The organism is Burkholderia sp. MSh2, assembly GCF_000731655.1.
Classification (GTDB): domain Bacteria; phylum Pseudomonadota; class Gammaproteobacteria; order Burkholderiales; family Burkholderiaceae; genus Burkholderia; species Burkholderia paludis.
The window spans coordinates 106,414-131,928 of the sequence record NZ_JPGM01000009.1 but is presented as its reverse complement, the minus strand read 5'-3'; the positions used below and the strand labels follow the sequence as shown (position 1 = coordinate 131,928).

The window sequence follows — 25,515 nt, the reverse complement described above, 5'->3', positions numbered from 1 at the left end:
GGCGGGCGCGGCCCGCGCCGCGCTGCTGATCACGCAGCAGCGAATCAGCATGGCTGTTTCCCCGGGTTCATCTTCATGCGGAATAAGGTTGTGACGCGGCGGCTGGCACGCATATCCGTCCGCGACGATTCGCGAAAAGGCCATGACAGGCCGGCGATCGCGACGCATTTCGTCATGCAGACGATTGCCCCGGGGCCGCCGCGGACGGAGTGGCACGCTCCTTGCTGAACCCTGGCGTGACGGGTGCAGCGGCGCCCGACTCGACAATGGGAATGCAACCGATGAGCCAGGCAATCAACGTGGTCGCGATATCCGGCGGCCTGCAACGACCGTCGCGCACGCTGGCGCTGACCGAGGCGATCGTCGCTTCGCTCGGCGCCGCGCTGCCGATCGACACGCGGCTGATCGAACTCGGCGAGATCGGCGGCCGACTGGGCGGCGCGCTCACGCGCGCGCAGGCGCCGGCCGACCTCGACGAGCTGATTCGCGCGATCGAGACGGCCGATGCGCTGGTTGTCGCGAGCCCCGTGTATCGCGCGTCGTATACGGGCCTGTTCAAGCATCTGTTCGATCTCGTGCATCACGAGGCACTGGCCGATGTGCCGGTGCTGCTTGCGGCCACCGGCGGCAGCGAGCGGCATGCGCTCGTGATCGACCATCAGTTGCGCCCGCTGTTCAGCTTCTTCCAGGCCCGCACGCTGCCGATCGGCGTATATGCGTCCGAAAGCGATTTCGACCGCTACCGGATCGCGAACCCGGCGCTGCGCGCGCGTATCGCGCTGGCCGTCGAGCGCGCCGTGCCGCAACTGCGCCCGCGCGCGCTTTCCGTCGCGGCCGCCTAGGCCGTCCGCGTTTTTCTTCCGACCAGGACACACTCATGAGCCATACCGACCCTTCCGCCGACGGCGTCAAGTTCGCCTACTGGGTGCCGAACGTCAGCGGCGGCCTCGTCGTCAGCACGATCGAGCAGCGCACCGACTGGAGCCTCGAATACAACCAGCAGCTCGCGCGCACGGCCGAGGCCGCCGGCTTCGAGTACGCGCTGAGCCAGATCCGCTTCACGGCCGGCTACGGCGCCGAATACCAGCACGAGTCGGTATCGTTCAGCCAGGCGCTGCTGCACGCGACGACCCGGCTCAAGGTGCTCGCCGCGATCCTGCCGGGGCCGTGGCATCCGGCCGTGGTCGCGAAGCAGCTCGCGACGATCGACCACATCTCGAACGGGCGCATCGCGATCAACGTGGTGAGCGGCTGGTTCAAGGGCGAATTCACCGCGATCGGCGAGCCGTGGCTCGAGCATGACGAGCGCTACCGGCGCTCGAAGGAGTTCATCCAGGCGCTGAAGGGCATCTGGACGCAGGACAACTTCACGTTCAAGGGCGACTTCTACCGCTTCAACGACTACACGCTGAGCCCGAAGCCGGTGCAGAAGCCGCATCCGGAGATCTTCCAGGGCGGCAGCTCGCGCGCGGCGCGCGACAACGCGGCCAGCGTGTCGGACTGGTATTTCACGAACGGCAATACGCCGGAGAACCTGAAAGCGCAGATCGACGACATCCGCGCGAAGGCGGCCGCGAACCACCATCGCGTGCGCATCGGCGTCAACGCGTTCGTGATCGCGCGCGACACCGAGGAAGAGGCGAAGGCCGTGCTCGACGACATCATCCGGCATGCGCACGTCGAGGCCGTCCACGCGTTCGGCGATGCGGTGAAGCAGGCCGGCAGCGCGTCGCCGGAAGGCGAAGGCAACTGGGCGAAATCGACGTTCGAGGATCTCGTGCAGTACAACGACGGCTTCCGTACCAACCTGATCGGCACGCCGCAGCAAATCGCCGAGCGGATCGTCGCGCTGAAGGCGATCGGCGTCGATCTCGTGCTCGCGGGCTTCTTGCATTTCATCGAGGAGGTCGAGTACTTCGGCCGGCGCGTGCTGCCGCTCGTGCGCGAACTCGAGGCAAGGCGACAGGCGCTCGCTGCGTGACGCGGGGCGGGCGAAGGGGAGATGGGCGGCACGCGCCGTTCGCATCCCCGGCTTGACGTTTCGGATATCGAAACAGGAGGCCGGCGGCAGCCTGCATGGCGTCGCCGGCCGGTTCATGGGCTTCACCGGACATTTCATGGCTACGGAAATCATCGAGGAAAACACGCAATTGCAGGCGGGCGCGACGCCCGTTCCCGTCATCGGCTCCGACGCCGAGGCGCTCGACGTCGCGCACCGGGTGGCGGCGCAACTGGCGGAGCACGCCGCGTTGCGCGACCGCGAGCGGAAGCTGCCGTTCGACGAGATCGAGCTGTTCTCGTCGAGCGGCCTGTGGGGCATCACCGTGCCGCGTGAGTACGGCGGCGCGGAAGTGTCGAACGTGACGCTCGCGGAAGTGATCGCGATCGTGTCGCAGGCGGACCCGTCGCTCGGCCAGATCCCGCAGAACCACTACTGCCTGATCGAGGACATCCGCCTCGAGGGCAGCGATGCACAGAAGCGCTTCTTCTTCGACCTCGTGCTGAAGGGCACGCGCTACGGCAATGCGTTTTCCGAAGCGGGCGGCAAGGACGTGCTCGATATCCGCACGCGCGTCCGCCGCGACGGCGATGCCTTCGTGCTGAACGGCCGCAAGTTCTATTCGACCGGCACGCTGTACGCGCACTGGATCCCGGTGCTTGCGCTCGACGAATCGGACCAGGCCGTGCTCGCGTTCGTGCGGCAGGGCGCGCCGGGGCTGACCGTGGTGGACGACTGGAGCGGCTTCGGGCAGCGCACGACCGCGAGCGGCACGGTGATCGTCGAGAACGTGCGGGTGAGCCCGTTCGAGATCTTCCACACGCAGCGTTCGTACGATCGCCCGACCTTCGCGGGCCCGTTCGCGCAGATCACGACTGCCGCGATCGACCTCGGCATCGCGCGCGCCGCGTTGCAGGACACGATCGAGTTCGTGCAGCAGCACGCGCGCCCGTGGATCGACAGCGGCGTCGCGCGCGCGAGCGACGATCCGCTGACGGTCGCGCAAATTGGCGACATCGCATATCGCGTGCACGCGGCCGAGGCGCTGCTCGCGCGAGCGGGGCGCTTCGTCGACGCGGCCAAGCGCGAGCCGGACGAAGGAACGGTCGCGCAGGCGGCGATCGCGGTGGGCGAGGCTAAGATCGCGACGACCGAGGTGTCGCTGCTCGCCGCGAGCAAACTGTTCGAGCTCGGCGGCAGCAAGTCGACGCTGGCGAAATACAACTTCGACCGCCACTGGCGCAACGCACGCGTGCACACGCTGCACGACCCGGTGCGCTGGAAGTATCACGCGATCGGCAACTACTACCTCAACGGCGTGAAGCCCGCGCGCCATTCCTGGAACTGACCGGCGCGCCGCGCACGGTTTTCCGATACGCACGGCGGCGCGCAGGCGCACATCGGCAGCGGCGACTGGCGCCGCCGCCGATGCCGCCGCCGCGCCGTTGCATTCCTGACAAGGCAGATCGATGAGTCATCCGGCAACTTCCACGCAGGCGCTGCCTGCGCACGACGCCGCACCGCAGGCGGGCGGCCTGCGGCGCAATTACCTGAGCCTGCCCGAGCTGATCGCGCAGTCGATCGGCCTCGTCGGCGTGTCGGGCGGGATCGGCGTGCTGATTCCCGCCGTGTTCGCGACGGCCGGCAACGGCACCTGGCTCGCCTACCTGTTCGCGATCGTCGCGCTGCTGTTCTCGTCGTGGAGCATCGCGGTGTTCGCGCGCGATTCCGCGTCGCCGGGCGCGCTGTATGCGTACGTGTCGGCCGGGATCGGGCCGATCTGGGGCGCCATCTGCGGCTGGTCGCTGCTGATCGCCTATGCGGTGGCCGCCGCGGGCATCCTGCAGGGGACGATCAACACGTTTCTCGTGCTCGGCCGCGAAACGGGGCTGCTCGGCGGCGCGACGCCGGTCGGCACGGTGCTCGCCCTCACGGTCGCGACCGCGTTCGCTGCGTGGTACATCGCGTTTCGCGACATCCGGCTCTCGACGCGCTTCACGCTGTTCGTCGAGCTGGCGACGCTGCTGCTGATCGCCGTCGTCGTGATCGCGACGATCGCGTTCGGCGGGCGTCCCGTCGACCACGCGCAACTGACGCTCGAAGGCGTGAAGCCCACGCAGCTCCAGCTCGGCATGGTGCTCGCATTCTTCAGCTTCACCGGCTTCGAGAGCGCGACCGTGCTCGGCGCGGAAGCGCGCGATCCATTCCGCGCGATTCCGCGCGCGGTGCTGATCAGCGTCGTCGGGCCCGCGCTGCTGTTCGTGATCGGCGCGTACGGGATGGTGAGCGCGTTCCACGGGCAGACGCCGCCGCTCGACCGGGTCGACGGCCCGCTCGCGGTGCTCGCGCATCGGCTCGGCGCCGGCTGGGTCGGCGTGCTGATCGACGCGGGCGTCGCGTTGAGCTTCTTCGCGGCGTTCTTCTCGTCGATCAACGCGGCGGCGCGCATCGTCTATACGTTCGGACGGCAGGGCGTGCTGCACGCGTCGACCGGGCGCGCGCACGCGCGGAACGCCACGCCGCACGTCGCGGTGGCGCTGATCGCGGCGCTGGCGCTGGCGACCGCGCTGGTGTTCACCGCGCGCGGCACGGCGCTGCTCGATGCGTACGGCTATCTCAGCTCGATCGCGACGTATGGCTGGCTGCTCGCCTACGTGCTGGTGGCGATCGGCGCGCCGCTCTACCTGCGCCGCCAGCGCAGGCTGCGCGCGCGGCATGTGGCGATCAGCGCGGTCGCGGTCGTGCTGCTCGCGATTCCGCTGGCAGGCAGCGTGTACCCGGTGCCGGACGGCGTCTATGCGTGGCTGCCTTACGTGTTCGTCGCGCTGCTGGCGATCGGGCTCGGCTGGTTCCTGGTGCTGCGGGTGCGGTTTCCGGAGCGGTTGCGCGAACTGGAGGCCGACCTGCTGACGAAATGACGGCGCGCGGCCGCCGGAGGCTTGCGGGCGGCCCGCGGCGGCGCCGGCCGGCGAGGGTGCCGGTCGGCCGTTTCGATGCCGCGCGGCGGGCTCACGCGCCTGCCGCCATCCTCGACGCCTCGACTGCCATCTGCACGCCGAGCCCGCCGAGCACGAGCCCCATCGCCCAGCGCTGCGCGAGCAGCAGCGTCGGGCGTCCCTGCAGGAACGTCGCGAGGCTGCCGGAGCAGATCGCCACCAGCCCGTTCGCGCAAGCGAACGCGGCGATCAGCAGCGAGCCGAGAAACAGCGATTGACCGAGCACGCTGCCGTTCCGGTAGTCGATGAACTGCGGCAGCAACGAAATGAACAGCATCGCGAGCTTCGGGTTCAGCACGCTGGTCGTCGCCCCCATCGCCAGCAGCCGGAGCGGCCGTTCGCCGGGCAGCGCGCGGATCTCGAACGGCGAGCGCCCGCCGGGCCGGACGGCCTGCCACGCCAGATACAGCAGGTAGGCCGAACCGATCGCGGCCAGCACGCTGCCCGCATGCGGCACGCTCATGAACAGCGTCGTGATGCCGAACGCCGCGCCGAACATGTAGAACAGGTATCCGATCATCACGCCGCCGAGCGAAATGAGCCCCGCCGTGCGCCCTTGCGCGATCGAGCGCGACATCACGTAGACCATGTTCGGGCCGGGCGTGACCGCGAGCATGCCGCCAATGACGAGAAATCCGTAGATCGATCCGGACGTATGCATGGTTCCGATTCCTGCAACGAGTAAGGGCTGACGGAATGGATTGTCCGGCCGTGGAGTCGAACAGTAAAACGGGATAAACTGAATAGATTGATCAGTTTTTCTGAATAGAATGAAAAAACTCGACCTCGATGTGCTCGCGATGGTGGTGGCCGTCGCGGAATCCGGATCGTTCGCGCAGGGCGCGCAGGCCGTGCATCGCTCGCCGTCGGCGGTGAGCATGCAGATCCGGGCGCTGGAGGAGGCGCTCGGCAAGCCGCTGTTCATCCGCGACACGCGCAACGTGACGGCGACCGACGACGGCCGGACGCTCGCCGAATACGGCCGCCGGATGCTGGCGATGCGCGACGAGGCGTGGGCGTCGGTGGTGCGCCCGGAGATCCGCGGGCGCGTGACGATCGGCGTGCCCGACGACTACATTTCCTCGCTGCTGCCGCAGGTGCTCGGCAAATTCGCCGCGATGCATCCGCGCGTGGAAGTGCGCGTGATCGGCCAGCCGAGCAGCGCGCTCGTGCCGATGCTGAAGGACAACACGGTCGACCTCGCGTGCCTCACGCGGATCAAGGGCGTGACCGGCGAGCTGATCCGGCTCGAGCCGCTCGTCTGGGTCGGCTCGCCGAAACGCAACGTGTGGGAGGAGCGGCCGCTGCCGGTAGCCTTTTTCACGCACGGCGGCAGCATGGCGCGCGATCACGCGGTCAAGGCGCTGAACCGGCACAACATCCCGTTCCGCATGTCGTACGAAAGCCCGAGCCACCTCGGGCTGCTCAGCATGGTGGAGGCCGGGCTGGCGGTCGCGCCGCTGGCGCGCTGCTGCATTCCCGATCATCTCGTGCAGTTGTCTGAAAGCCACGGGCTGCCGCCGCTGGGCGAACTCGAAGTCGTGCTTGCGCGCAGCGCGCAGTCCGCGCGCCCGCCGTGCGACTACCTCGCCGAGCAGATCCTGGGCGAATGGCGGACCTGACCGGCCCGGCGGCGGCGTATCAGCAGGATTCCAGCAGCCATTCGCGGAACGCGACGAGCGACGGCAGCGTTTCGTTCTCCGGCGGGTAGACGAGGTAATAGCTGCGCCGGCTGACGATCGCGTCGCCGATCGATACCAGCTCGCGGCGGCTCAGTTCGTCCTCCACCAGCACCTTCGGCACCAGCCCGATCCCGATCCCGGCGCGTACGGCCTGGATCAGGTGTGACGTCAGCTCGAAACTCGGGCCGATGCGCATCTGGCGATGGTCGAGCCGGTAGTGCGTGAACCATTCCGCCCACGCCTGCTGGTTGCTCGTCACGCCGAGCAGCGTCTGCTTCGCGGCCCACGCGGGCGTGTGGGCGTCGGCCTTGCGGCGGCTGCCGGCGTCGGGCGGCGCGATCGCGATCAGGAATTCGTTGTACAGCCGATGCGCGTGGAGGCCCGGCCAGTCGTCCGCGCCGACGGTGATGGCCGCGTCGAGCTCGTCGTTGAGGAAATCGATGCCGCCGATGCGCGAATGCAGGTGCACGGTCACGCCCGGATGCGCGGCGTAGAACCCGTGCAGGTGCGGCAGCAGCCATTTCGAGCCGAAGGTGGGCAGCGTCGCGAGCCGCAGCGTGCCGGCGCCGGCCTGGTGCGACATCGCCTGCAGCGTCGCGCCGCGGATGCGCCCGAGCGCGCCGCTCAACTCCGCGAAGTAGCGGCGCCCGACTTCCGTCAGCTTCACGGAGCGGCCCTCGCGCCGGAACAGCGGCACGCCGAGCTGATCCTCGAGCGTCTGGACCTGCCGGCTGATCGCGCTCTGGCTCAGCGACAGCTCCTCGGCGGCGCGCGTATAGCTTTCGTGCCGCGCCGCCGCCTCGAACACGAGCAGCAGCGACATCGACGGGGTGAGACGACGGTAATTCATGAGTTTTATGCAATATTCGCCGGGTGAGAATTCGTTTGTTCCTCGCGGAGATTCCAAAGATACTGGAATTCCCGGTCGCGTGGAAACTTGCTCAAAACTCATGTTTCGGTACGCGCGAATCCGCCGGCTCCACCCCTAATGCGCGTCCCTCCCATGTCGATCGCCCCGTTGCCCCGCCCCGCCAGCCCGCCCGCGAATGCTTACCGTGAGTTTCTCGCCGCGCTGCGGGCCGCCGGATTCGCCGGGGAAATTCGGACGGACCATGCGAACCGGACGGTGCAGGCCACCGACAATTCGATCTACCAGCGCCTGCCGCAAGCGGTGCTCTGCCCCGCGCATGCGGACGACGTCCGGCTGCTGGCGCGGCTGCTCGCCGAGCCCGCGCATCGCGACGTCGCGGTGGCGCCGCGCGGCGGCGGCACGGGCACCAACGGGCAGTCGCTGACCGACGGCGTGATCGTCGACCTGTCGCGCAACATGAACCGGATCCTCGAAATCGACGTCGAAGGCCGCTGGGTGCGCGTGCAGGCGGGCGTCGTCAAGGATCAGCTCAACGCGGCGCTGAAGCCGCACGGGCTGTTCTTCGCGCCGGAACTGTCGACGTCGAACCGCGCGACCGTCGGCGGGATGATCAACACCGACGCGAGCGGGCAGGGCAGCTGCACGTACGGCAAGACGCGCGATCATGTGCTCGAACTCGATTTCGTGCTGATGGGCGGCGAGCATCTGCACAGCGATGCGCTCGACGACGAGGAACTGGCGCGCCGCTGCGCGCGGCAGGATCGCGTCGGCAAGGTGTATCGCACCGCGCGGCGCATCAGCGACGACAAGGCGGCGCTGATCGACGCGAAGTTTCCGAAGCTCAACCGCTGCCTGACCGGCTACGACCTCGCGCACCTGCGCGAAGCCGACGGCCGCTTCAACCTGAACAGCGTGCTGTGCGGCGCGGAAGGCTCGCTCGGCTTCGTCGTCGAGGCAAAGCTCAACGTGCTGCCGATCCCGAAGTACTCGGTGCTGGTGAACGTGCGCTACGCGGGGTTCATGGACGCGCTGCGCGACGCGCGCGCGCTGCTCGAACACCGGCCGCTGTCGATCGAGACGGTCGATTCGAAGGTGCTGATGCTCGCGATGAAGGATTTCGTGTGGAGCGGCGTGGCCGAGTATTTTCCGCAGGACGACCGGCGGTCGACGCTCGGCATCAACCTGATCGAATTCAGCGGCGACGACGAACACGAAGTCGATGCGCGCGTCGGCGCGTTCGTCGCGCATCTGCGCGCCGATACGAGCGTGGAGCGCCTCGGTCATACGCTCGCGGCCGGCGACGATGCGGTGAAGCGCGTCTATGCGATGCGCAAGCGCGCGGTCGGCCTGCTCGGCAACGTGCAGGGCGAGGCGCGCCCGCAGCCGTTCGTCGAGGACACCGCGGTGCCGCCCGAGAATCTCGCCGCGTACATCGCGGAATTCCGCGCGCTGCTCGACGGCCACGGGCTGCAGTACGGGATGTTCGGGCACGTCGATGCCGGCGTGCTGCACGTGCGCCCGGCGCTCGACATGAAGGACCCGAAGCAGGCGGCGCTGGTGCGGCCCGTGTCGGACGCGGTGGCGGCGCTCACGCAGCGGCACGGTGGTTTGCTGTGGGGCGAGCACGGCAAGGGCGTGCGCTCCGAATACGCGCCGGCGTTCTTCGGCGAGCTGTATCCGTCGCTGCAGCAGCTGAAGGCCGCGTTCGATCCGCACAACCAGTTCAACCCGGGCAAGATCGCGACGCCGCCCGACCCCGCGATGCGGCTGCTGAAGATCGACGAGGTGCCGACGCGCGGCGATCACGACCGGCAGATCGACGAGCGCGTGTGGCAAAGCTACGGCACCGCGATGCACTGCAACGGCAACGGCGCGTGCTACAACTTCGATCCGGACGACGCGATGTGTCCGTCGTGGAAGGCGACCCGCGAGCGCGTGCACTCGCCGAAGGGGCGTGCGTCGCTGATGCGCGAATGGTTGCGCCTGCAGGGGCAGGCCGGCGTCGACGTCGTCGCGGCGGCGCGCGCGCGCCAGCCGTTCCTGAGCGGCCTTGCCCGGCGCTGGCGCAACAGCCGCGCGGCGCGCGGCGGCGCAGCCGACTTCTCGCACGAGGTGTACGACGCGATGGCCGGCTGCCTCGCATGCAAGTCGTGCGCGGGGCAGTGCCCGGTGAAGGTGAACGTCCCGGAGTTCCGCTCGCGGTTTCTCGAGCTGTATCACCAGCGTTACCTGCGGCCGCTGCGCGACTACCTGATCGGCTCGCTCGAATTCACGATGCCGTGGATGGCGCGGGTGCCCGCGCTGTACAACGGGCTGATGCGTGCGGGATGGGTGCGCACGCTGCTGGAGCGGCACGTCGGCATGGTCGACAGCCCGCTCCTGAGCCGCTTCGATCTCGCGGCGGTGATCCACCGGTGGGGCGTGAAGCCGGCCGATCCGCACGCGCTTGCCGCGCTGGACGATGCGCAGCGCGCGCGCAGCGTCGTCATCGTGCAGGACACGTTCACGCGCTATTTCGACACCGAGCAGCTGGCGACGCTGATCGAGCTGGCCGCGCGCACGGGTTTCCAGGTGTGGCTCGCGCCGCTCGCGCCGAACGGCAAGGCGCTGCACGTGCAGGGCTTCCTGCGGGCGTTCGAACGGGCGGCGATCCGCAATGCCGCCCAGCTGGCCGCGCTGGCGCGCTCGGGCGTTGCGCTGGTCGGGCTCGATCCGGCGATGACGCTCACGTACCGGCAGGAATACCTGAAGGTGACGGGGCTTTCCGAGGCGCCGAAGGTCGCGCTGCCGCAGGAATGGCTGCTGGAGGCGCTGCCGGAGGCCGGGGCGGGCGGCGGCGTGCCGCGTGCGGCCGGTTCGTACCGGCTGCTGCCGCACTGTACCGAGAAGACCAATGCGCCGGACAGCGGCAAGCAATGGGTGCAGGTGTTCGCGCGACGCGGGCTGCGTTTGCAGGTTCAGGCGACCGGGTGCTGCGGGATGTCGGGCACCTACGGGCACGAGGCGCGCAATCTCGCGACGTCGAAGACGATCTATGCGCAGTCGTGGGCGGCGCACGTCGACGGGCCGGACGCGGAAGGCGAGGCGCTGGCGACCGGGTATTCGTGCCGCAGCCAGGTGAAGCGCCTGTCGTCGACGCGGGTGCGCCATCCGTTGCAGGCGCTGCTCGACCACGTTCGCGCGGCGGGGTGACGATCGGGCGGCGCGTAGCGCGCGGCCCGCGAGACGACAGCCATTCCGGCGTCGCGCGGCGGGCGTCCCGACGCGGCCGACGCATGGCCGGGCTCAGGCGTCGGCTTTTACCGTCTTGCGGGTGCGCGGCTTGTCCGCCGCGGGAAACACGCCGACGCCGCGCGGCCGTTTCGGTTCGATCCGCATCTGCCGGATCACGCGCCGGAAGTCGATCTCGTGCGCGGCCAGCGTGCCGATCAGTTTCGCGATGACCGCGAGGTGGGACGGGACGGTGCCCTTGCTCGAATAGTTGGTGATGGAACTTTCATTCATCCGGATCAGGCGGGCGAACTCGCGCGCCGTCAACTGTGCCTTCTTCAACTCCTGTTGAAATTCCGCATACGCCATTGCACACATGATGCTTCGTCTCCGTGAATCAGAAATCGGCCGGCGCGGCGCCGGCGCCGACGGGTGGCGTTCCCGTCGTGCCGGCGCCGCGGCGGATTACATCTTGACCTGGTCGAGGAAGGTCTTCTTGCCGCTCTTGTAGCCGTAGATCGAGATGATCCCGTGCGTCAGGTCGCCCTTCGAATCGAAGGTCGTCGTGCCGATCACGCCGTCGTACTTCGTCGCCGGCATCGCGGCGAGGATCCTGGCCGGATCCGTCGAGTTCGCGCGCTTCATCGCGTCGACCGCGATGTAGACCGCGTCGTACGCGAACGGTGCGTCGAACTTGATGCCCTGGTTGAAGCGCTTCTCGTACTTCGCGACGAACGCCGCGCCGCCCGGCATCTTCTCGAGCGCCGCGCCGGCTTGCGAGCACAGCACGTTGTCGGCCGCCGGGCCGGCCAGCTCGGCCAGCGAGTCGGTGCACACGCCGTCGCCCGACAGGATCTTCGCGCGCAGGCCGAGCTGCTTCGCCTGCTTCGCGAGCGGGCCGCCGGTGGCGTCCATGCCGCCGTACATGATCGCGTCCGGGTTCTCGCCCTTGATCTTCGTGAGAATCGCGCGGAAGTCGACCGCCTTGTCGTTGGTCGCGTCGTGCGACACCACCTTCAGGCCGAGCGCCTTGGCCTTCTTCTCGAACTCGTTCGCGAGGCCCTGGCCGTAGGCGGTCGAATCGTCGACCACCGCCACGCTCTTCACGCCCTTCGCCTGTGCGTAGCTCGCGAGTGCCGGGCCTTGCTGCGCGTCGGTGGCCACCACGCGGTACGTGGTCTTGAAGCCTTGCTGCGTGTAGGTCGGGTTCGTGGCCGACGGCGAGATCTGCACGATGCCCGCGTCGCTGTAGATCTTCGACGCCGGGATCGACGTGCCCGAGTTCAGGTGGCCGATGACGGCGACGACCTTGTCGTCGACGAGCTTCTGCGCGACCTGCGTGGCCTGGCGCGGGTCGGCCGCGTCATCCTGCGCGTCGAGCTGCAGCGTGACCTTCTTGCCGCCGATCGTGAGCCCCTTCGCATTGATTTCCTCGACCGCGAGGCGCGCACCGTTCTCGTTGTCCTTGCCGAGGTGCGAGATGCCGCCCGTCGTCGGTTCGACGCTGCCGATCTTGACGACCTGGTCGGCCATCGCGGTCGATGCGGCCGCGAATGCGGCTGCAGCCAGCGCGACGGTGATCAGGGGTTTGCAGCGCATGCCGACAGTGCTTCGTTCCATCTGCCATCTCCGAATTGAATGATCTTTCTCTTGACGTCTCGACCGGCCGACGGCGAGGTCGGGGCGATCGGACGCGTCTCCATACCCATCACGGGCTTCACTTGCACGGCGTTCCGCCGCTCGCCGCGCCGCCCGGTCGAGCCGGTGGACGGGCGCCCGGCGCCGTGCAATTCGTATGAATATATATGAAGCCGGATTGGCGCGCTGCAGCGAATCGCGTCGCGAGGCGGCCACGGCGCGCCCGGCGCCCCGATGCAGTACGCGGCGGAGGCCGGAAATCGTGCGCCGCAGCGGACTGCAGGCTGCGATTCGCTGTCGGCGGCCTTACGGACGCATCCATTATTCGGCCGGTCGACGCGGCGAAGCCATGGACACTGACGCGCGGTCAATCCGGAACTGTTCGGTCGATTTGTCTGCACAGTTCGGACCCCACGATCGTGCCGCCGATGGCGCAGCCGCGTTTCATCGAGATCGATCTCCTGGTTTTATGCAACTAACGGTCAAATCCGGCCGCGCCTGCGAACGGGCGCGAAGCAACTGCCTGCGCGATGCATCCGGTCTTGCGGAAGCCGGGGTACACTTCGACCGCTCGCCGGCAAGGTATCGGGCAGCGATGGGGCCGGCCGCTGTCGCCGCGATCCTAGGAGCGTCCGCGCAACGCCACGAAGATCACGCCGGCGATCGCCAGCAGGCCGCCGCATACCGTCTCGATGCCGGGCCGCTCGCCCGTCAGCGCCATCGACAGGAGCGTCGCGACCGCCGGCGTCAGATAGAGGAAATTGGCGGCGCGCGCCGCGCCGAAGTAGCCGAGCGCGAAGGTCCACGTCGCGTAGCCCAGCGCGGCCGGAAAGATGCCGAGCATCAGGACCGCCAGCAGCGTGTCGCGCGATCCGCCGCCGAGCGCGACGAGCGCGCCGGGCAGCCACGGCGTGAGCAGCAGCGCGCCGGCCAGCAGCGTGTACGCGGTGCAGGCCAGCGCGCCGTACACCGGAATCAGCCGCCGCTGCAGCACGAAGTAGCTGGCCGAGCACAGGGCCGCGCCGAGAATCAGCGTGCTGCCCGCGCCGAGCACCAGGCCGCCCGGCTGCCCGCTCGCGATCACCGCGATGCCGGCGAGGCTGACCAGCGAGCCGAGCCAGCCCCAGCGATTGAAGCGCTCGCCCAGAAACACGGATGCCAGCAGCGCCGTGAAGATCGGCAGCGTGTTCACGATGAAGCTGGCCGCGCCGGGCGACACGGTCTGCTCGCCGGTATTGAGCAGCGCGTTGTAGAGCGCGATGCCGAGAAAGCCGCACAGCAGGAAGCGCCGCGTGTCGCGCCGCGTCGGCAGGCTCGGCCGCCGCACCGCCAGCCAGACGGCGATCAGCACGGCCGCGGTGGCGAAGCGCGCCGCCGCGAGCTGGAGCGGGGTCAGGCCGTGCAGGCCGATCCGGATGAACGGGAAGGCGGACGCCCACGAGACGATCGTGAAGGCGACCGCGCCGGCCGCTGCCAGCGGCTGCCGCGCAGTGCGCGGCGAAGGGTTGGAGAGCGTGTTCATGCGGCCATGATGCGGCGCGGCGAGATGTTAAGCTAGCGCACAGATCAGCACACGGATATGACCATGATTCACAGCTCGAGCCGGCGGCCGGCCGGTGCGTCGGCCCGCGCGAAGCAGGGATCGGAGGCGGTGTCCGCCGCGGTGCCGGCGTCGGCGCCGGGCTCGCGGCCGCCGCTCGCGAGCCTGGAGACGGTGTGCACGGTCGCGCGCGAGGGATCGTTCCTGGCGGCCGCCGAAGTCTCCGGCGTCACGCACGGCGCGATCAGCCGCCGGGTGGCCGCCGTCGAGAACTGGCTTGGCCTGATGCTGTTCGAGCGGCATGCGCGCGGCGTGCGCCTGACACCGGACGGGCAGCGTTTCGTCGGCCGGATCGAGCAGGCATTCGCGATCATCGACAGCGCGGCCGATCAGTGGCGCTCGCCGCGCACGCCGCGACTGGTCCGGTTGAGCGTGGTGCCCGCGTTCGCGCAGCTGTGGCTGTTCGAGCGGCAGCATGCGCTCGAGCACGCGGCGCCCGCGTTGCGGATCGAGCTCGGCATCGAGCTTCGCAACGTGGATATCGCCGGCGGCGAAGCGGATCTGTCGATCCGGTACGGGCGCGGCAACTGGCGTAGGCTCGAGACGCGCGCGTTCATGCCCGAGCGGCTATATCCTGTCGCGCATCCGCGGCTCGCCGCGCAACTGGCAGGGGAGCGCCGCCGTCGCGGCGATGCCGCGCTGCTCGACATGCCGTTGCTGCACGACTCCGACGTGACCGGCTGGCGCACGTGGTTCGATGCACTGGGGGTGCCGTTCAAGCCGCGCGCGCAGGACCGCCGTTTCGAGGACTACAACCTCGTGCTGGCCGCGGCCGAGGCGGGGCTCGGCGTCGCGCTGGCGCGCGTGCCGCTCGCCGACGCCTATCTCGCGCGCAGCGGGCTCGTGCGCGTGAGCCGGCACGAGGTCGATTCGGTGCTCCGGTATTACTTCGTGCATGCGAAGGGAGAAAACCGGCCGGAGGTGCTGGCGTTGATGGACAGGATGCGGGCGGCGTTGGGGAACGGCGGCTAGGCGCCCCGGCCGGGGCGCGGGAAACGGCGCGCAATGCGCGGCGCTAGGCTTGGGCCGCCGGATCGACGACAATGCGACCGCGAAAAACGATGAGGTGGAGAGAAATGAACGAGAATCGAACATGTTTGCAGCCGTGCGGATGCACGGGAGGTCAGCGATGAACAGGCCGGACAAGTCGTCGAAGGCGCGTGCGGCGCTCGACCAGCTGTTTTCGGGCATGGCGCCCGCGGAAGCGACGCGCGCGTCGCGGCCGGGCAATCCGTTCGAAACGGATGGCAACGTGGCGTCCGCCGGCCCGGGCGGGCGCCGCGGGGTTGACGTCACGCTGTCGACCCGGATCCAGCTGCGCGGCTATCCGAACGCGGACGCCTTCATGAAGCGCATGGCAGAAGCCTGGGGGCTGGAGTGGGGCATGTACGACAGCGTCAAGGCAATCGCCACGCTGCCGGCCGGATGGCGATCGCGCCGGCTGCCGGAAGTCACGCAGATCGTCGACACGCACGACGTGCTGCGTGCGGAGAGCAGCCTGCAGGGCGGCGAGATGTCGTATCTGAAAGTGCATCCGCGCTACTACATCGACGCCCGCAAGGGGTTCGGCTGGGGCAAGTCGTCGAAGGCGTCCGACGATCCGGATCTGGACGGCCCCGACTGGAACTGCTTCGTGGTCGATCGCGAAAAATCCATCGAAGTGCACGAACTGACCACCTCGTCGCTGAAGGCCGACATGGACAACGCCCGCGCGACGTTGCTGAAATGGCTGGACGAGAACTATCCGAAACATCGCGATCCTTTCGCGTACTGGACGGATTGCGAAGGCGGCGCGTAAGTTTGCGCGATCGCCCGATCCGGTATCGCGCGCGTACGCCGCGCGTTCCGGGCGAACGGGGTGCCTGCCGTTTCGATGCGGGTGCCGGTCCCGATGGGAGGATCCGTTGAAGCGGGCCGGTCCGATTCCGGTTCTCTGGGCTGCCTTCGGCGCCGCGACCGGATCGACCGTCGCCGAACTGCTGCTCTGGTCGGCCGTGGGCGACGACGCGATCGGGAACCTGTGGCGCGACACGCGCCTCACGGCCGTCATCGTGATGGGGCGTCACGTGCTCGTCCCGGCCGCCGGCCTCGATGCGTCGATCCTGGGCGCGGCGACCCTCGTGCATCTCGGCTTGTCGCTCGCCTATGCAGCCGTGCTGGCGACGATGATCCGCCGCCTGTCGCTAGCGGCCGCGCTACTCGCGGGCGGCGTGTTCGGCCTCGTGCTGTACGGCGTCAACCTGTACGGGTTCACCGCGATTTTTCCGTGGTTCATTCCGGTGCGTGGCGCGATCACGCTGGCGGCTCACCTGGTATTCGGCATCACGGCCGCGGCGGTCTGGCGTATCGCCGCGCGGCGGGGCGCAACGGCGCTACAGGATCGACGCTAGCCTCGGCACGCGAAGCAGCAGGCCGGCAATCAGATGGCACGCGACGCACGCGATGCAGCCGGTCACGGCGAACTTCAGGAACGGGGCGGCCGGCACGGTTCTCCACGCGAGGGCGACGGCGACCAGCACGGGCGGATGGATGACGTAGACGGTGTAGGCGCGTCGCGACAGCGGTTGCCACACGCCCTTCAGCCGTTCGAAGCGGCGCTGGAAACGGCTGACGAGAAACAGTATCGCGCCCCACGCAACCAGCGGCTCCCAGAACGCATAGATCACCGCCTGCGGACGGCCGCGCAGCGCGGGCACGTGCTTCGCGAGCAGGTAGGCGAGCGGCAGGACCGGCAGCGCCAGCCACGCGATGCGCCACCACAGGGCGACCTGCCGCGCCGGAAGGCGCTCGATCCAGCGTCCGCCCGCCGTCCGGCAGCCGGCGGCGTACAACACGACGTAGCTGGCGAAGTACCCGAGCTGGAGCCCCGATACGTTGACGCCGACCGGCCATCGGGACCGCAGCGCCAGCGCCGCGCCTCCCGTCAGCAGGGCCGCCGCGGCCAGGGTCCGGTCCGACGGGAAGCGTGGCGGAGCGGGCCGGTTCGCACCGCGCGCCCCGGTGCGCGGGAACGCGGTGCGCCAGAGCGCCGCGGCCACGCTGAACATCAGCAACGCCTCGGCGAACCACATCGGGCCGTTCTCGAACGTGCCGCTGCGCCACAGGCGGCCCAGCGTCGCCGCGAACGGGTGCCCCGCGCCGGCTTGCGCCAGCGCGATCGTCGCGGGGCCGATCAGGAAGCCGTATGCCAGCAGGGGCAGGCCGAGCCTGAGGAACCGGTCGGCCAGGAAACGGGCGGGGCCCTTGCGGTCGAGGGAGCCCGTCGTGTAGTAGCCCGCGAGAAAGAAGAACAGGCCCATGAAGAACGCCTGGTTGATCGCGCAGAAGAGCGTCAGCAGCGCGGATTGCACCGACGGGCCCGCGGCGACCTCGTGGTAGTACCAGCCGCCGACCGCACCGTAGGTGATCGCGCAGTGGTGAAACACCACCAGCAACGTCAGGCAGGCGCGCAATGCGTCCAGCCCGGCGTTGCGAGACACGGCAACCAAGTTGTCCGGCCGGAAGACCGAATCGACCGCAAGATCCTGAGTGCGCATGGCATGGCCCGTAGTGGGGCGGGCCGGTCACGACCCGCATTGCGACGAGAGGTGTACATCCGGCGGGCGTCGCGCTCGGCAACCTGCGCCGCCGCCATGACGCCCCGTCGTTCGATGGCCGGCGCGATGCCTAGTCGAGCCGCCCGCGCAGGTCGTCGAACGGAATCATCACATGCGTGCGGTACGCGGGCCGCGCCTGCAGTCGTTCGTACCATGCCTGCACGTGCGGGAGGTCCGGCCGGGCGATGTCGAGTTCGAAATAGCGATACAGATGCGTGCCGGCCGCGATGTCGGCGAGCGAGAGCGTGTCGCCCGCGAGAAACGCCTGCCCGGCCAGCGCCGCGTCGAGCTGCCGGAAATGCTGCGCGCACTGCGCGATGCTCTGCGCGACGCGCTCGGTGTCGCGCTGTTCGGGCGGCGTCCGGTAATAGCCGCGAAACACGCCGTTGAGGAACGCCGGCTGCAGCGTGGTCTGCGACCAGTCCATCCAGCGGTCGGCGCGCGACCGCTCGGCCGGATCGGCGGGCCAGAAGGCGGGCGCGCCGTAGCGCGCGGCGAGGTAGCGCAGGATGCTGTGAGATTCCCAGACGACCGTGCCGCCGTCGTCGATCACGGGCACGCGCCCGTGCGGGTTCATCGCGAGAAAACCCGGCGTGTCGAGCTCGCCGAACGACCCGCCGGCCGGCACGTGCCGATGCGCGAGCGCGAGCTCGTCGACGAGCCACATCACCTTCTGGACGTTGAACGCGTTGCGGCGCCCCCATACGGTCAGCATTCGGGTCTCCTTGTGTTGTGCGGAACGGGAACGCCGACAGTGTAAACGCGACAGGCGCGCACCGAGGTGCGCGCCTGCCGGTTGTCGTCGTCGCGCGACGACGCGATCAGAACTTGTGGCGGATGCCGACGATCGCGAGTTCCTGCGTGTCGGTGCCGGAGTTCACGCCGTACGAGCCGACCGACGCGTCGGCCTTCACGAGCGCGCCGTTCGCGTTGAGCGTGTTGCCGCTCGCCTTCTGGTAGCCGAACAGGGCGTACAGGTCGGTGCGCTTCGACAGCGCGTAATCCGCGCCGAGGTTGACCTGGTTGTAGTGCGCGGAAGCCGGGCCCGTCAGCGACGTGTAGTTGTAGCCCACGCCCGCGCGCAGCGCCGGCGAGAACTGCCAGTTGAAGAACGCCGAGCCGTTGTTGAACTTCGCGTTCTGGGTGAAGGCCGACAGCGTGTCCGCGCCGTACTGCGTGTTCGAATACGCGAGGCCGAAGGTGGCCGGCCCGGCGACGTACTGGCCGGCCACGCGCACGATCTGGATCGACTTCGCGCTCGAGAAGCCCTGGTTGATCACGGTGTTGAACAGCGTGTCCGAGCTGCTCGACCAGGTGCGCACGCCATTCGTGACCGAGGAGCCGCCGTTCGCGTAGAAGAAGCCGGCGCCGAGCGACAGCGGGCCGTTCGCGTAACTTGCGCCGAAGCTGTACGTGCGGCCGCTGCCGGTGGCGCCCGCGACGCCGCCGAAGCCGTACAGGCCTTCGAACTGGAAGCCGGAGATCAGCGGGCTCGTGTATTTCACCGAGTTGCTGACGCGCAGGCTGTTGTCGTAGTTGTCGAGGTCGCCCGGCGTCGCGAACACGCCGCCGAAGTAGTTGTCCTGCGTAAGGCCCTGCACGAGGTCGACGACCGGATCGTACTGGCGGCCGAGCGTGACGGTGCCGTACGTGCTGCTCGCGAGGCCGACGACGGCCTTGCGGCCGAATTCGCGGCCGCCCTGGCCGAGCGCGCCCGTGCCGATGTTGAAGCCGTTTTCGAGCTGGAACAGCGCGGACAGGCCGCCGCCGAGATCCTCGGTGCCGCGCAGCCCCCAGCGGCTGCCCGACAGGTTGCCGCTGCTGAACTTGACGAGGCTCGACGCGTTGCTGCCGTTCGCGTTCTGCGCGTTGTGCACGTATGCGATGCCCGCATCGGCGATGCCGTACAGCGTGACGCTGCTTTGTGCATGTGCGCCGGCGGCGAAGAGCGCGGCCGGCAGCGCGAGCAGTGCGAATGACCGGATTGGTTTCATTATCGGGTTCCCCTGTTGGTCGATGAGTCTGGCGAATCGGTGAACGATACGGATCGCGTATCGTCAAGGGAACCAATAAATTGTCGGATCGTTATGAGGCCGCACGGGGATCGGTGCGCGCGCAACGGCATGACGCTGGCTGCCCGGTGCGAGCGTCGCCGGTTGCCGAGGCTGCCCGGCACCGCGCGGCATGCTTCAATGCCGATCGCCCCTGGGCGCGTACAGACGCGGCTGCGCCGCGTTCAACGCATCGTCCGCACCCGGTTGCCCGGGAAACACCCCGTTGCGGTCGGGCCACAGCAACTGGACGCACGGGAACTCGTCGTTGCCGTAGAACCAGCGGCTCCAGCCGAGGTGCGCGGCGTAGTGCGCCTTCGCCACCGGCATCAGGAGCGCGTTCGCGTTGCCGTAGACAGCCGCCGTGACTTCACCGACCGGCGGCGGTGTATCCGCCGCGATCATCCGGTAGACGTCCCACAGCACGTCGTGGACGATGCGCGCCGGCAACGAGAACACGATGATCTCCGGAAAGCCGTGGTTCACCCAGAACCCGGTCGTGAACGAGAAGCCCGGATTGTCCGCTTCCGCGAACACTTCGGTGCGGAACCATCCGTGCTCGCGGATCCGGCTCACGAAGCGTTGCTCGACGTCGTCGAGTACGGAATCGGGCGCATCCAGCGCAGTGGCGATATCCGGTCGCGTGGTCATGGCGTATTCCTTGATCCGTGTCGGTCGATATGAAACCGGGCGGCGGCGTGCAGCCGCCGGGCATGCGATCGCGGTCGGTGACGCCGCCGATCGACGTGCGCCATCTTGCCATGGCGGCCCGGGCGGCGCGGATCGCGCCGCTGGCTTGCTGCGCAGCTTCCCTGGTTTCGCGGGGGAACCCGCCCGCCGCGCGGGTGCGCCCACAGCGCCGCATGGATGCTGCCGCCCTTCAGCAACTGCCGGTGCGAACCTTCCTCGACGATGCGCCCTTCATCGAGCACGATCCTTCCGTCACGGCCGGCCCGGGATGAGGCGCAAGCACGGTCTTGTGCCTGCCCGCCGGTTCAAGTAGATGACCGGGGCCGGGGATTCAACGGGATTCTCCGACAAGAAAATCATAAAATTAAGCATGCCTAATCAGTTGACATTTGAGCGAGGATTGTCGCTTTTATCGAGCAGGAATTGAAGAATTCGTTACGAACGTCGACGAAGTGACGACATTAATCGGGCCGGGTCGTCGATAGAGTGGTCACCCCAAGTGCCGGGCGCTTCGTGCAACGGCACCTCGAGCCGACATTCCGGCTTTGCTCTACGGCCGGGGGGCACGTGGGCCTGCCAACACAACACGGGGTCTCTATGAAGTTTTCTTTGCAGGTGGCATACGCCTGTTTCCTGGTCGCGACCGTCGGCCCGATCGCGGGGTGTGGGGGAGGCGACGGAGGAGACGGCAAGCCGCCGGCTGTCGTACCGACGAAGCCGGCAGATAGTGGGGGGAGCCCGACCCCTGTCGCTCCTGCGAATCCACCGACACCGCCTGCCGACGATACCCGCTGCGATGCCCAGGACCGGACGACTCCGGCGACTGCCACGGCGGATGTGGATCGACGCGCGACCGGCCTGATCGTGACGCTGCTGCCCACCACGGGAATGGGCCCCGGCGCCCGGGCGATGGCCACACTCGATCCGGCCCGTCGCTTCGACGCCGTGATCGCCCGGGTGATGTCGAGGACGACCGGCAAGAGCGTGAGCAAGCAGGTCTATGCCGCGACGAGAGCCAGTCCGGCGCCACGCGTGGCACGAATGCTGTTCGCGTCGACAGCGCTCATTGCCGTCGACGACGTCGTTTCCGCGGACCGTCTTGCGCCGCTCGCATCGGCGTTCGCGGCGGACCCGGACGTGGCCGGCGTGGAGCTAGACGACGCTATGACCGTGCGGGCGATACCGACGGACCCGGAGTTTGCAAGGCAATGGAATTTCATGAGCGGGGCGGCCGGCATCGATTTACCCGGCGCCTGGGACATTACGACGGGGGCGCCGAGTGTCGTGACCGCCGTGCTGGACACCGGATATGTTCCGCACGCCGATCTCGTCGGCAACCTGCTCCCCGGGTACGACTTTCTCACCAGCACGATCACCGGCAACAACGGTCACGGGCGCGGGCCGGACGCAACCGATCCCGGCGACTGGGTCACGAAAGACGAGTCCAACGATCCGACAGGCCCGTTCCGCAAGTGCGACCCGCACACGAGTTCCTGGCACGGCACGAGGGTGGCGGGCCTGATCGGAGCGAGCGCGAACAACGGCATCGGGATCGTCGGCGCGAATTGGTATGGCAAGATCCTGCCGGTTCGAGTGCTCGGCAAATGCGGCGGACCGACCAGCGACCTCATCGACGGACTTCGGTGGGCGGCCGGAATAGCCGTTCCGAACGTACCTGCGAATCCCTACCCTGCCAAAGTGATCAACTTGAGCCTCGGCGGCAACGGCCCATGCGGCGACGCACTCCAGCATGCGATCGACGATGTCGTCGCGGCCGGCTCGACGATCGTCGTCGCCGCCGGGAACGATGGTGTCCGGTCCGCCCGGGACCGACCGGCCAACTGTCGAGGGGTCATTGCCGTCGGGTCGACCGACAACACCGGCCGTCGTGCGTGGGACAGCAATTTCGGCCCGAACATCACGCTGAGCGCGCCCGGCGCCAACGTATGGTCGACCACGAATACGGGTACCAGCGTTCCCCGAAGCGACGCGTATAACGCGGGGAGCGGCGCCAGCTATGCGGCCCCCCAGGTTGCCGGGGTCGTCTCGCTGATGCTGACCGTCAACCCGGCCCTCTCGCCGGCAAGAATCGCGGACATCCTGAAGCAGACGGCCCGATCCGGGGCGGCAGGAGCGTCGCTGTCCTGTCGCGCCCGTCCGGCTGGTGCGGGTATCGTCGATGCGGCTGCTGCGGTGGCGGCGGCGCAAAGACAAGGCGCCGCCGTGCCCCAGGGGAACCTTCCAGGAGCGTCGGTCGGTGGCGCAGCAAGCGCGCCGGGCGCCGTTCCGGCGCAAGGCGCGACGGTATCGCACCCGATCGACGGCCAAACCGATACAGGCACTCATTACCTGGATAGTGTCGGAAACGTCATTGCGACTAAGCCGGGCGCGTGACAGGCCGGCATGGCGACCTCGTAGGGTGGCACTGGTTCCGGTCGACGGTAGCCTGCTGATCTACTTTGGTATGGCAGGAAGCGATGGCCAGGTCGCACGGAGTTTTTCCCGACCCGGCAGCTTGTCTGTCATGGCGCCTGGGGCAGGTACTCCTCGACGGCGGGGCGACGGGCGCCCGGAGCCGGGAGCCGTCTGCCCCGGTCAATCCGCGATCACTCGATTTGCGTTGTGACGGCGGATGGCTGTCGCAAACCTGCTCGACGAATGTTGTGGATGCGAGCGGAATTCGCGGTGGTGACCTCACGGGCGGCACACGGGCCGCTTCCGCGCGTAGAGGCGGATCATGCGTCGCACTCTGAAGAAAGTCCTTGATTGTCTATCTATGAGTAGATAAAGTTCGATCCATGGAACCGAAACCGACCGTCCGCGAACAGATTCTCGACCACGCGATCACGCTGATGATGCTGCGCGGTTACAACGGCTTCAGCTATCGAGACCTGTCCGACTTGGTGGGCGTGAAGACGTCGAGCATCCACTACTACTTCCCGTCGAAGGACGATCTCGTGCTGGAAGCGGTGGCGGTCTACAGCGACGAAGTCGTCGCGGCCATGCGGGCGATCGATCCGGCGTTGCCGGCCGACGTGAAGCTGAGCCTGTACACGAAGCTGTTCGGCCGGACGCTCGGCGACGGCGACCGCATCTGCCTGTGCGGGATGCTGGCGGCCGACATCGAATCGCTGCCGGAGAACGTGCGGCAGGCGGTGCAGGCGTTCTTCAAGGCCAACGAAAGCTGGCTCGCGGAATTGCTGGCGCAGGGCGCGAAGGAAGGCACGCTGCAGTTCAGCGGCAAGCCCGAGACGGCCGCGCGCACGTTGTACGCGGCGTTCCAGGGCAGCGTGCTGGCCAGCCGGCTGTTCCATACGCGGGCGCGTCTCGAGGATGTCGAGGCCGTCTGGAAAACGCGGCCCTGACAGGCAGCGCAAGCGGTCGGGCGGTTCGCCGCCTTTTTTCGGGTTTGGTTGTCTATCTGCAGATAGATAGACGATTGGAGCAGGTGGATCGATCCCCTGCATTTTTTTGGGGCTGTTTATCTATCTATGAGTAGATAAGCAAGCGCGATGCCGGCGGCAGCGCCACCGGCAAGCGGCCCCGGGTTGGAAGGCTGTTTCACTCACTGATTGAAAAGGAGTCTGTCATGTCGATCGAAAAAGTGCTGTACCGCGCCCATGCAAAAGCCACCGGCGGCCGCGACGGCCGTGCGACGGTGCCCGAGAGCAACCTCGACCTGAAGCTGACCACGCCGCGCGAGCTGGGCGGCGCGGGCGGTGCGGGCGCGAACCCCGAGCAACTGTTCGCCGCCGGCTACAGCGCGTGCTTCATCGGCGCGATGAAGTTCGTCGCGGCCCGCGACAAGATCGCGATGCCCGCGGACGCCGCGATCGAAGGCAGCGTCGGTATCGGCGCGATCCCGAACGGCTTCGGCATCGAGGTCGAACTGAAGATCTCGCTGCCGGGCCTCGATCGCGACACCGCGCAAACGCTGATCGACCGTGCGCACGTCGTCTGTCCGTACTCGAACGCGACGCGCGGCAACATCGACGTCACGCTGACGCTCGCCTGATGTCACGTACTGCGAAACATCCATCGTCATTCACCTGTTGAGCCAAGGAATACCATCATGAAGATCGTCAAGCCGCTGCTGATCGCTGCCGCCGTCGCAGCCGCCCTGTCCTCCGCCCCTGCCGCGTTCGCCGCCGGCGCCGACACCGTCCGGCCCGATGCGACGACGAGCGGGTTCCTCGCCGCGCTGAACGGCCAGAAGGGCCCGGGCCTCGAAACGCTGAGCCCCGCGAAGGCGCGCCAGGTGCTGGTCGACGCGCAGAACGGCGCGAAGGTGGATCTGTCCGGCATCGACGTGTCGAATCGCGCGATCGAGCAGGACGGCCTGTCGGTGCCGGTCACGATCGTGCGCCCGCAGGGCGCGACGGGCACGCTGCCGGTGTTCATGTTCTTCCACGGCGGCGGCTGGATTCTCGGCGATTTCCCGACGCACGAGCGCCTGGTGCGCGATCTCGTCGTGCAGTCGGGCGCCGTCGCGGTGTTCGTGAACTACACGCCGTCGCCGGAAGCGCATTACCCGGTCGCGATCAACCAGGCCTATGCGGCGACGAAGTGGGTGGCCGCGCACGGCGCGGAGATCGGCGTCGACGGCAGCCGCCTCGCGGTGGTGGGCAACAGTGTCGGCGGGAACATGGCGGCCGTCGTGGCGCTGATGGCGAAGGACAAGGGCGGACCCGCGATCCGCTTCCAGGGGCTGCTGTGGCCGGTGACGGACCACAACTTCGACACGGGTTCTTACAACACGTATCAGCAGGGCCACTTCCTGACGCGGCCGATGATGAAGTGGTTCTGGGACGCCTACACGAAGAACGACGCGCAACGCAACGAGATCTACGCGTCGCCGCTGCGCGCGAGCACCGCGCAGTTGACGGGCCTGCCGCCCGCGCTGATCCAGGTCGCGCAGTTCGACGTGCTGCGTGACGAAGGCGAAGCGTACGGCCGCAAGCTCGACGCGGCCGGCGTGGACGCGACGACCACGCGCTACGACGGCACGATTCACGATTTCGGTCTGCTGAACGTGCTGGCCGGCGATGCGCCGACGAAGGCCGCGATGAAGGCGATGGGCAATGAAATCGCGACGCGGCTGAAGTAACGCGGCGGGTTCGCGGCCGCGTTGTGGCCCGGGGCGGGCGCAGCGCGGCCGCGCATCATCGGAAGGCGGGCGGAG

23 protein-coding genes are annotated in these 25,515 nt (G+C 68.3%); 14 read left to right on the top strand and 9 right to left on the bottom strand.

The genetic code is table 11. The annotated features are described in order from the left end of the window. The first annotated feature begins 281 nt into the window (after positions 1 to 281). The 4 genes from msuE (at position 282) to GQ57_RS07905 (ending at position 4,917) form a co-directional block, all read left to right on the top strand. Positions 282 to 842 carry an FMN reductase gene (msuE, locus tag GQ57_RS07920; protein WP_034197597.1) on the top strand — a complete coding sequence of 187 codons (561 nt, stop codon included), beginning with the start codon at positions 282 to 284 and terminating at the stop codon, positions 840 to 842. Between the two features lie 35 nt (positions 843 to 877). After that, on the top strand, positions 878 to 1,981 hold the full coding sequence (gene sfnG, locus GQ57_RS07915; RefSeq protein ID WP_031398061.1) for a dimethylsulfone monooxygenase SfnG: 1,104 nt from the start codon (positions 878 to 880) through the stop codon (positions 1,979 to 1,981). A gap of 136 nt (positions 1,982 to 2,117) precedes the next feature. After that, complete coding sequence (locus tag GQ57_RS07910; RefSeq protein ID WP_031398062.1) at positions 2,118 to 3,347, top strand: SfnB family sulfur acquisition oxidoreductase; 1,230 nt, start codon at positions 2,118 to 2,120, stop codon at positions 3,345 to 3,347. A gap of 121 nt (positions 3,348 to 3,468) precedes the next feature. Continuing rightward, positions 3,469 to 4,917, top strand: a complete 1,449-nt coding sequence (locus GQ57_RS07905) for an APC family permease (RefSeq protein ID WP_052001163.1) — start codon at positions 3,469 to 3,471, stop codon at positions 4,915 to 4,917. Positions 4,918 to 5,008: 91 nt separating this feature from the next. Here GQ57_RS07905 and GQ57_RS07900 read toward each other — a convergent pair whose 3' ends face one another. After that, positions 5,009 to 5,656 (bottom strand): LysE family translocator, encoded by a 648-nt coding sequence (locus GQ57_RS07900; protein ID WP_031398064.1) that lies wholly within the window; start codon positions 5,654 to 5,656, stop codon positions 5,009 to 5,011. A gap of 109 nt (positions 5,657 to 5,765) precedes the next feature. On the opposite strand from GQ57_RS07900, the gene GQ57_RS07895 reads away from it, so the two are divergent. Continuing rightward, positions 5,766 to 6,617, top strand: a complete 852-nt coding sequence (locus tag GQ57_RS07895; RefSeq protein WP_031398065.1) for a LysR substrate-binding domain-containing protein — start codon at positions 5,766 to 5,768, stop codon at positions 6,615 to 6,617. Between the two features lie 19 nt (positions 6,618 to 6,636). Here the strand turns inward: GQ57_RS07895 and GQ57_RS07890 are convergent, their stop codons facing one another. Beyond that, positions 6,637 to 7,527, bottom strand: coding sequence for a LysR substrate-binding domain-containing protein (locus tag GQ57_RS07890; protein WP_031398066.1), 891 nt, complete (start codon positions 7,525 to 7,527; stop codon positions 6,637 to 6,639). A gap of 153 nt (positions 7,528 to 7,680) precedes the next feature. On the opposite strand from GQ57_RS07890, the gene ydiJ reads away from it, so the two are divergent. Further along, a complete protein-coding gene (gene ydiJ, locus GQ57_RS07885; RefSeq protein ID WP_034197559.1) occupies positions 7,681 to 10,740 on the top strand; it encodes a D-2-hydroxyglutarate dehydrogenase YdiJ in 3,060 nt (1,019 codons plus the stop codon). A gap of 93 nt (positions 10,741 to 10,833) precedes the next feature. On the opposite strand, the gene GQ57_RS07880 is transcribed toward ydiJ, so the two are convergent. The 3 genes from GQ57_RS07880 to GQ57_RS07870 form a co-directional block, all read right to left on the bottom strand. Beyond that, on the bottom strand, positions 10,834 to 11,136 hold the full coding sequence (locus tag GQ57_RS07880) for a hypothetical protein (protein WP_031398068.1): 303 nt from the start codon (positions 11,134 to 11,136) through the stop codon (positions 10,834 to 10,836). Between the two features lie 87 nt (positions 11,137 to 11,223). Then, on the bottom strand, positions 11,224 to 12,378 hold the full coding sequence (locus tag GQ57_RS07875; protein WP_031398069.1) for a branched-chain amino acid ABC transporter substrate-binding protein: 1,155 nt from the start codon (positions 12,376 to 12,378) through the stop codon (positions 11,224 to 11,226). 640 nt (positions 12,379 to 13,018) lie between these two features. Next, on the bottom strand, positions 13,019 to 13,918 hold the full coding sequence (locus GQ57_RS07870) for a DMT family transporter (protein WP_031398070.1): 900 nt from the start codon (positions 13,916 to 13,918) through the stop codon (positions 13,019 to 13,021). A 57-nt stretch (positions 13,919 to 13,975) separates the two neighbouring features. Here GQ57_RS07870 and GQ57_RS07865 point away from each other — a divergent pair, with 57 nt between their 5' ends. The 3 genes from GQ57_RS07865 (at position 13,976) to GQ57_RS07855 (ending at position 16,386) form a co-directional block, all read left to right on the top strand. Next, positions 13,976 to 14,968: a LysR substrate-binding domain-containing protein gene (locus tag GQ57_RS07865; RefSeq protein ID WP_034197558.1), complete on the top strand. Its 993-nt coding sequence runs from the start codon at positions 13,976 to 13,978 to the stop codon at positions 14,966 to 14,968. Positions 14,969 to 15,125: 157 nt separating this feature from the next. Then, positions 15,126 to 15,794, top strand: coding sequence for a hypothetical protein (locus tag GQ57_RS07860; RefSeq protein ID WP_031398072.1), 669 nt, complete (start codon positions 15,126 to 15,128; stop codon positions 15,792 to 15,794). Positions 15,795 to 15,900: 106 nt separating this feature from the next. Continuing rightward, a complete protein-coding gene (locus tag GQ57_RS07855; RefSeq protein ID WP_034197557.1) occupies positions 15,901 to 16,386 on the top strand; it encodes a hypothetical protein in 486 nt (161 codons plus the stop codon). Here the strand turns inward: GQ57_RS07855 and GQ57_RS07850 are convergent. From GQ57_RS07850 to GQ57_RS07835, 4 genes are all read right to left on the bottom strand, one after another. Then, complete coding sequence (locus GQ57_RS07850; protein ID WP_235215039.1) at positions 16,369 to 17,475, bottom strand: acyltransferase family protein; 1,107 nt, start codon at positions 17,473 to 17,475, stop codon at positions 16,369 to 16,371. The genes GQ57_RS07855 and GQ57_RS07850 overlap by 18 nt on opposite strands. Before the next feature lie 187 nt (positions 17,476 to 17,662). Next, positions 17,663 to 18,307: a glutathione S-transferase family protein gene (locus GQ57_RS07845; protein ID WP_031398075.1), complete on the bottom strand. Its 645-nt coding sequence runs from the start codon at positions 18,305 to 18,307 to the stop codon at positions 17,663 to 17,665. 106 nt (positions 18,308 to 18,413) lie between these two features. Then, positions 18,414 to 19,586: a porin gene (locus tag GQ57_RS07840; RefSeq protein WP_031398076.1), complete on the bottom strand. Its 1,173-nt coding sequence runs from the start codon at positions 19,584 to 19,586 to the stop codon at positions 18,414 to 18,416. 195 nt (positions 19,587 to 19,781) lie between these two features. Next, positions 19,782 to 20,294 (bottom strand): DUF4262 domain-containing protein, encoded by a 513-nt coding sequence (locus GQ57_RS07835; protein WP_052001162.1) that lies wholly within the window; start codon positions 20,292 to 20,294, stop codon positions 19,782 to 19,784. Positions 20,295 to 20,311: 17 nt separating this feature from the next. Between GQ57_RS07835 and GQ57_RS07830 the strand changes: the two genes are divergently transcribed. From GQ57_RS07830 to GQ57_RS07810, 5 genes are all read left to right on the top strand, one after another. Further along, the gene (locus GQ57_RS07830; RefSeq protein WP_160257509.1) at positions 20,312 to 20,605 is read left to right on the top strand and encodes a hypothetical protein; all 294 of its coding nucleotides are present in this window, start codon (positions 20,312 to 20,314) and stop codon (positions 20,603 to 20,605) included. Positions 20,606 to 20,930: 325 nt separating this feature from the next. Beyond that, positions 20,931 to 22,727, top strand: coding sequence for a S8 family peptidase (locus GQ57_RS07825; protein WP_081896618.1), 1,797 nt, complete (start codon positions 20,931 to 20,933; stop codon positions 22,725 to 22,727). 404 nt (positions 22,728 to 23,131) lie between these two features. Then, a complete protein-coding gene (locus GQ57_RS07820) occupies positions 23,132 to 23,698 on the top strand; it encodes a TetR/AcrR family transcriptional regulator (protein WP_034197554.1) in 567 nt (188 codons plus the stop codon). 224 nt (positions 23,699 to 23,922) lie between these two features. Then, complete coding sequence (locus GQ57_RS07815; RefSeq protein WP_031398081.1) at positions 23,923 to 24,348, top strand: organic hydroperoxide resistance protein; 426 nt, start codon at positions 23,923 to 23,925, stop codon at positions 24,346 to 24,348. Between the two features lie 57 nt (positions 24,349 to 24,405). Further along, positions 24,406 to 25,440, top strand: coding sequence for an alpha/beta hydrolase (locus tag GQ57_RS07810; protein ID WP_034197553.1), 1,035 nt, complete (start codon positions 24,406 to 24,408; stop codon positions 25,438 to 25,440). Positions 25,441 to 25,515: the final 75 nt, after the last annotated feature.

Excerpts from the sequence above, each read along its gene's own strand:
- GQ57_RS07900 (WP_031398064.1), bottom strand. The coding sequence starts at position 5,656 with ATGCATACGTCCGGATCGATCTACGGATTTCTCGTCATTGGCGGCATG.
- GQ57_RS07825 (WP_081896618.1), top strand. The coding sequence starts at position 20,931 with ATGAAGTTTTCTTTGCAGGTGGCATACGCCTGTTTCCTGGTCGCGACC.
- GQ57_RS07810 (WP_034197553.1), top strand. The coding sequence starts at position 24,406 with ATGAAGATCGTCAAGCCGCTGCTGATCGCTGCCGCCGTCGCAGCCGCC.
- GQ57_RS07910 (WP_031398062.1), top strand. The coding sequence starts at position 2,118 with ATGGCTACGGAAATCATCGAGGAAAACACGCAATTGCAGGCGGGCGCG.
- GQ57_RS07860 (WP_031398072.1), top strand. The coding sequence starts at position 15,126 with ATGAACAGGCCGGACAAGTCGTCGAAGGCGCGTGCGGCGCTCGACCAG.
- GQ57_RS07890 (WP_031398066.1), bottom strand. The coding sequence starts at position 7,527 with ATGAATTACCGTCGTCTCACCCCGTCGATGTCGCTGCTGCTCGTGTTC.
- GQ57_RS07875 (WP_031398069.1), bottom strand. The coding sequence starts at position 12,378 with ATGGAACGAAGCACTGTCGGCATGCGCTGCAAACCCCTGATCACCGTC.
- GQ57_RS07820 (WP_034197554.1), top strand. The coding sequence starts at position 23,132 with ATGGAACCGAAACCGACCGTCCGCGAACAGATTCTCGACCACGCGATC.
- GQ57_RS07895 (WP_031398065.1), top strand. The coding sequence starts at position 5,766 with ATGAAAAAACTCGACCTCGATGTGCTCGCGATGGTGGTGGCCGTCGCG.
- GQ57_RS07865 (WP_034197558.1), top strand. The coding sequence starts at position 13,976 with ATGACCATGATTCACAGCTCGAGCCGGCGGCCGGCCGGTGCGTCGGCC.
- GQ57_RS07880 (WP_031398068.1), bottom strand. The coding sequence starts at position 11,136 with ATGTGTGCAATGGCGTATGCGGAATTTCAACAGGAGTTGAAGAAGGCA.
- msuE (WP_034197597.1), top strand. The coding sequence starts at position 282 with ATGAGCCAGGCAATCAACGTGGTCGCGATATCCGGCGGCCTGCAACGA.
- ydiJ (WP_034197559.1), top strand. The coding sequence starts at position 7,681 with ATGTCGATCGCCCCGTTGCCCCGCCCCGCCAGCCCGCCCGCGAATGCT.
- GQ57_RS07845 (WP_031398075.1), bottom strand. The coding sequence starts at position 18,307 with ATGCTGACCGTATGGGGGCGCCGCAACGCGTTCAACGTCCAGAAGGTG.
- GQ57_RS07840 (WP_031398076.1), bottom strand. The coding sequence starts at position 19,586 with ATGAAACCAATCCGGTCATTCGCACTGCTCGCGCTGCCGGCCGCGCTC.
- sfnG (WP_031398061.1), top strand. The coding sequence starts at position 878 with ATGAGCCATACCGACCCTTCCGCCGACGGCGTCAAGTTCGCCTACTGG.
- GQ57_RS07905 (WP_052001163.1), top strand. The coding sequence starts at position 3,469 with ATGAGTCATCCGGCAACTTCCACGCAGGCGCTGCCTGCGCACGACGCC.
- GQ57_RS07835 (WP_052001162.1), bottom strand. The coding sequence starts at position 20,294 with ATGACCACGCGACCGGATATCGCCACTGCGCTGGATGCGCCCGATTCC.
- GQ57_RS07870 (WP_031398070.1), bottom strand. The coding sequence starts at position 13,918 with ATGAACACGCTCTCCAACCCTTCGCCGCGCACTGCGCGGCAGCCGCTG.
- GQ57_RS07815 (WP_031398081.1), top strand. The coding sequence starts at position 23,923 with ATGTCGATCGAAAAAGTGCTGTACCGCGCCCATGCAAAAGCCACCGGC.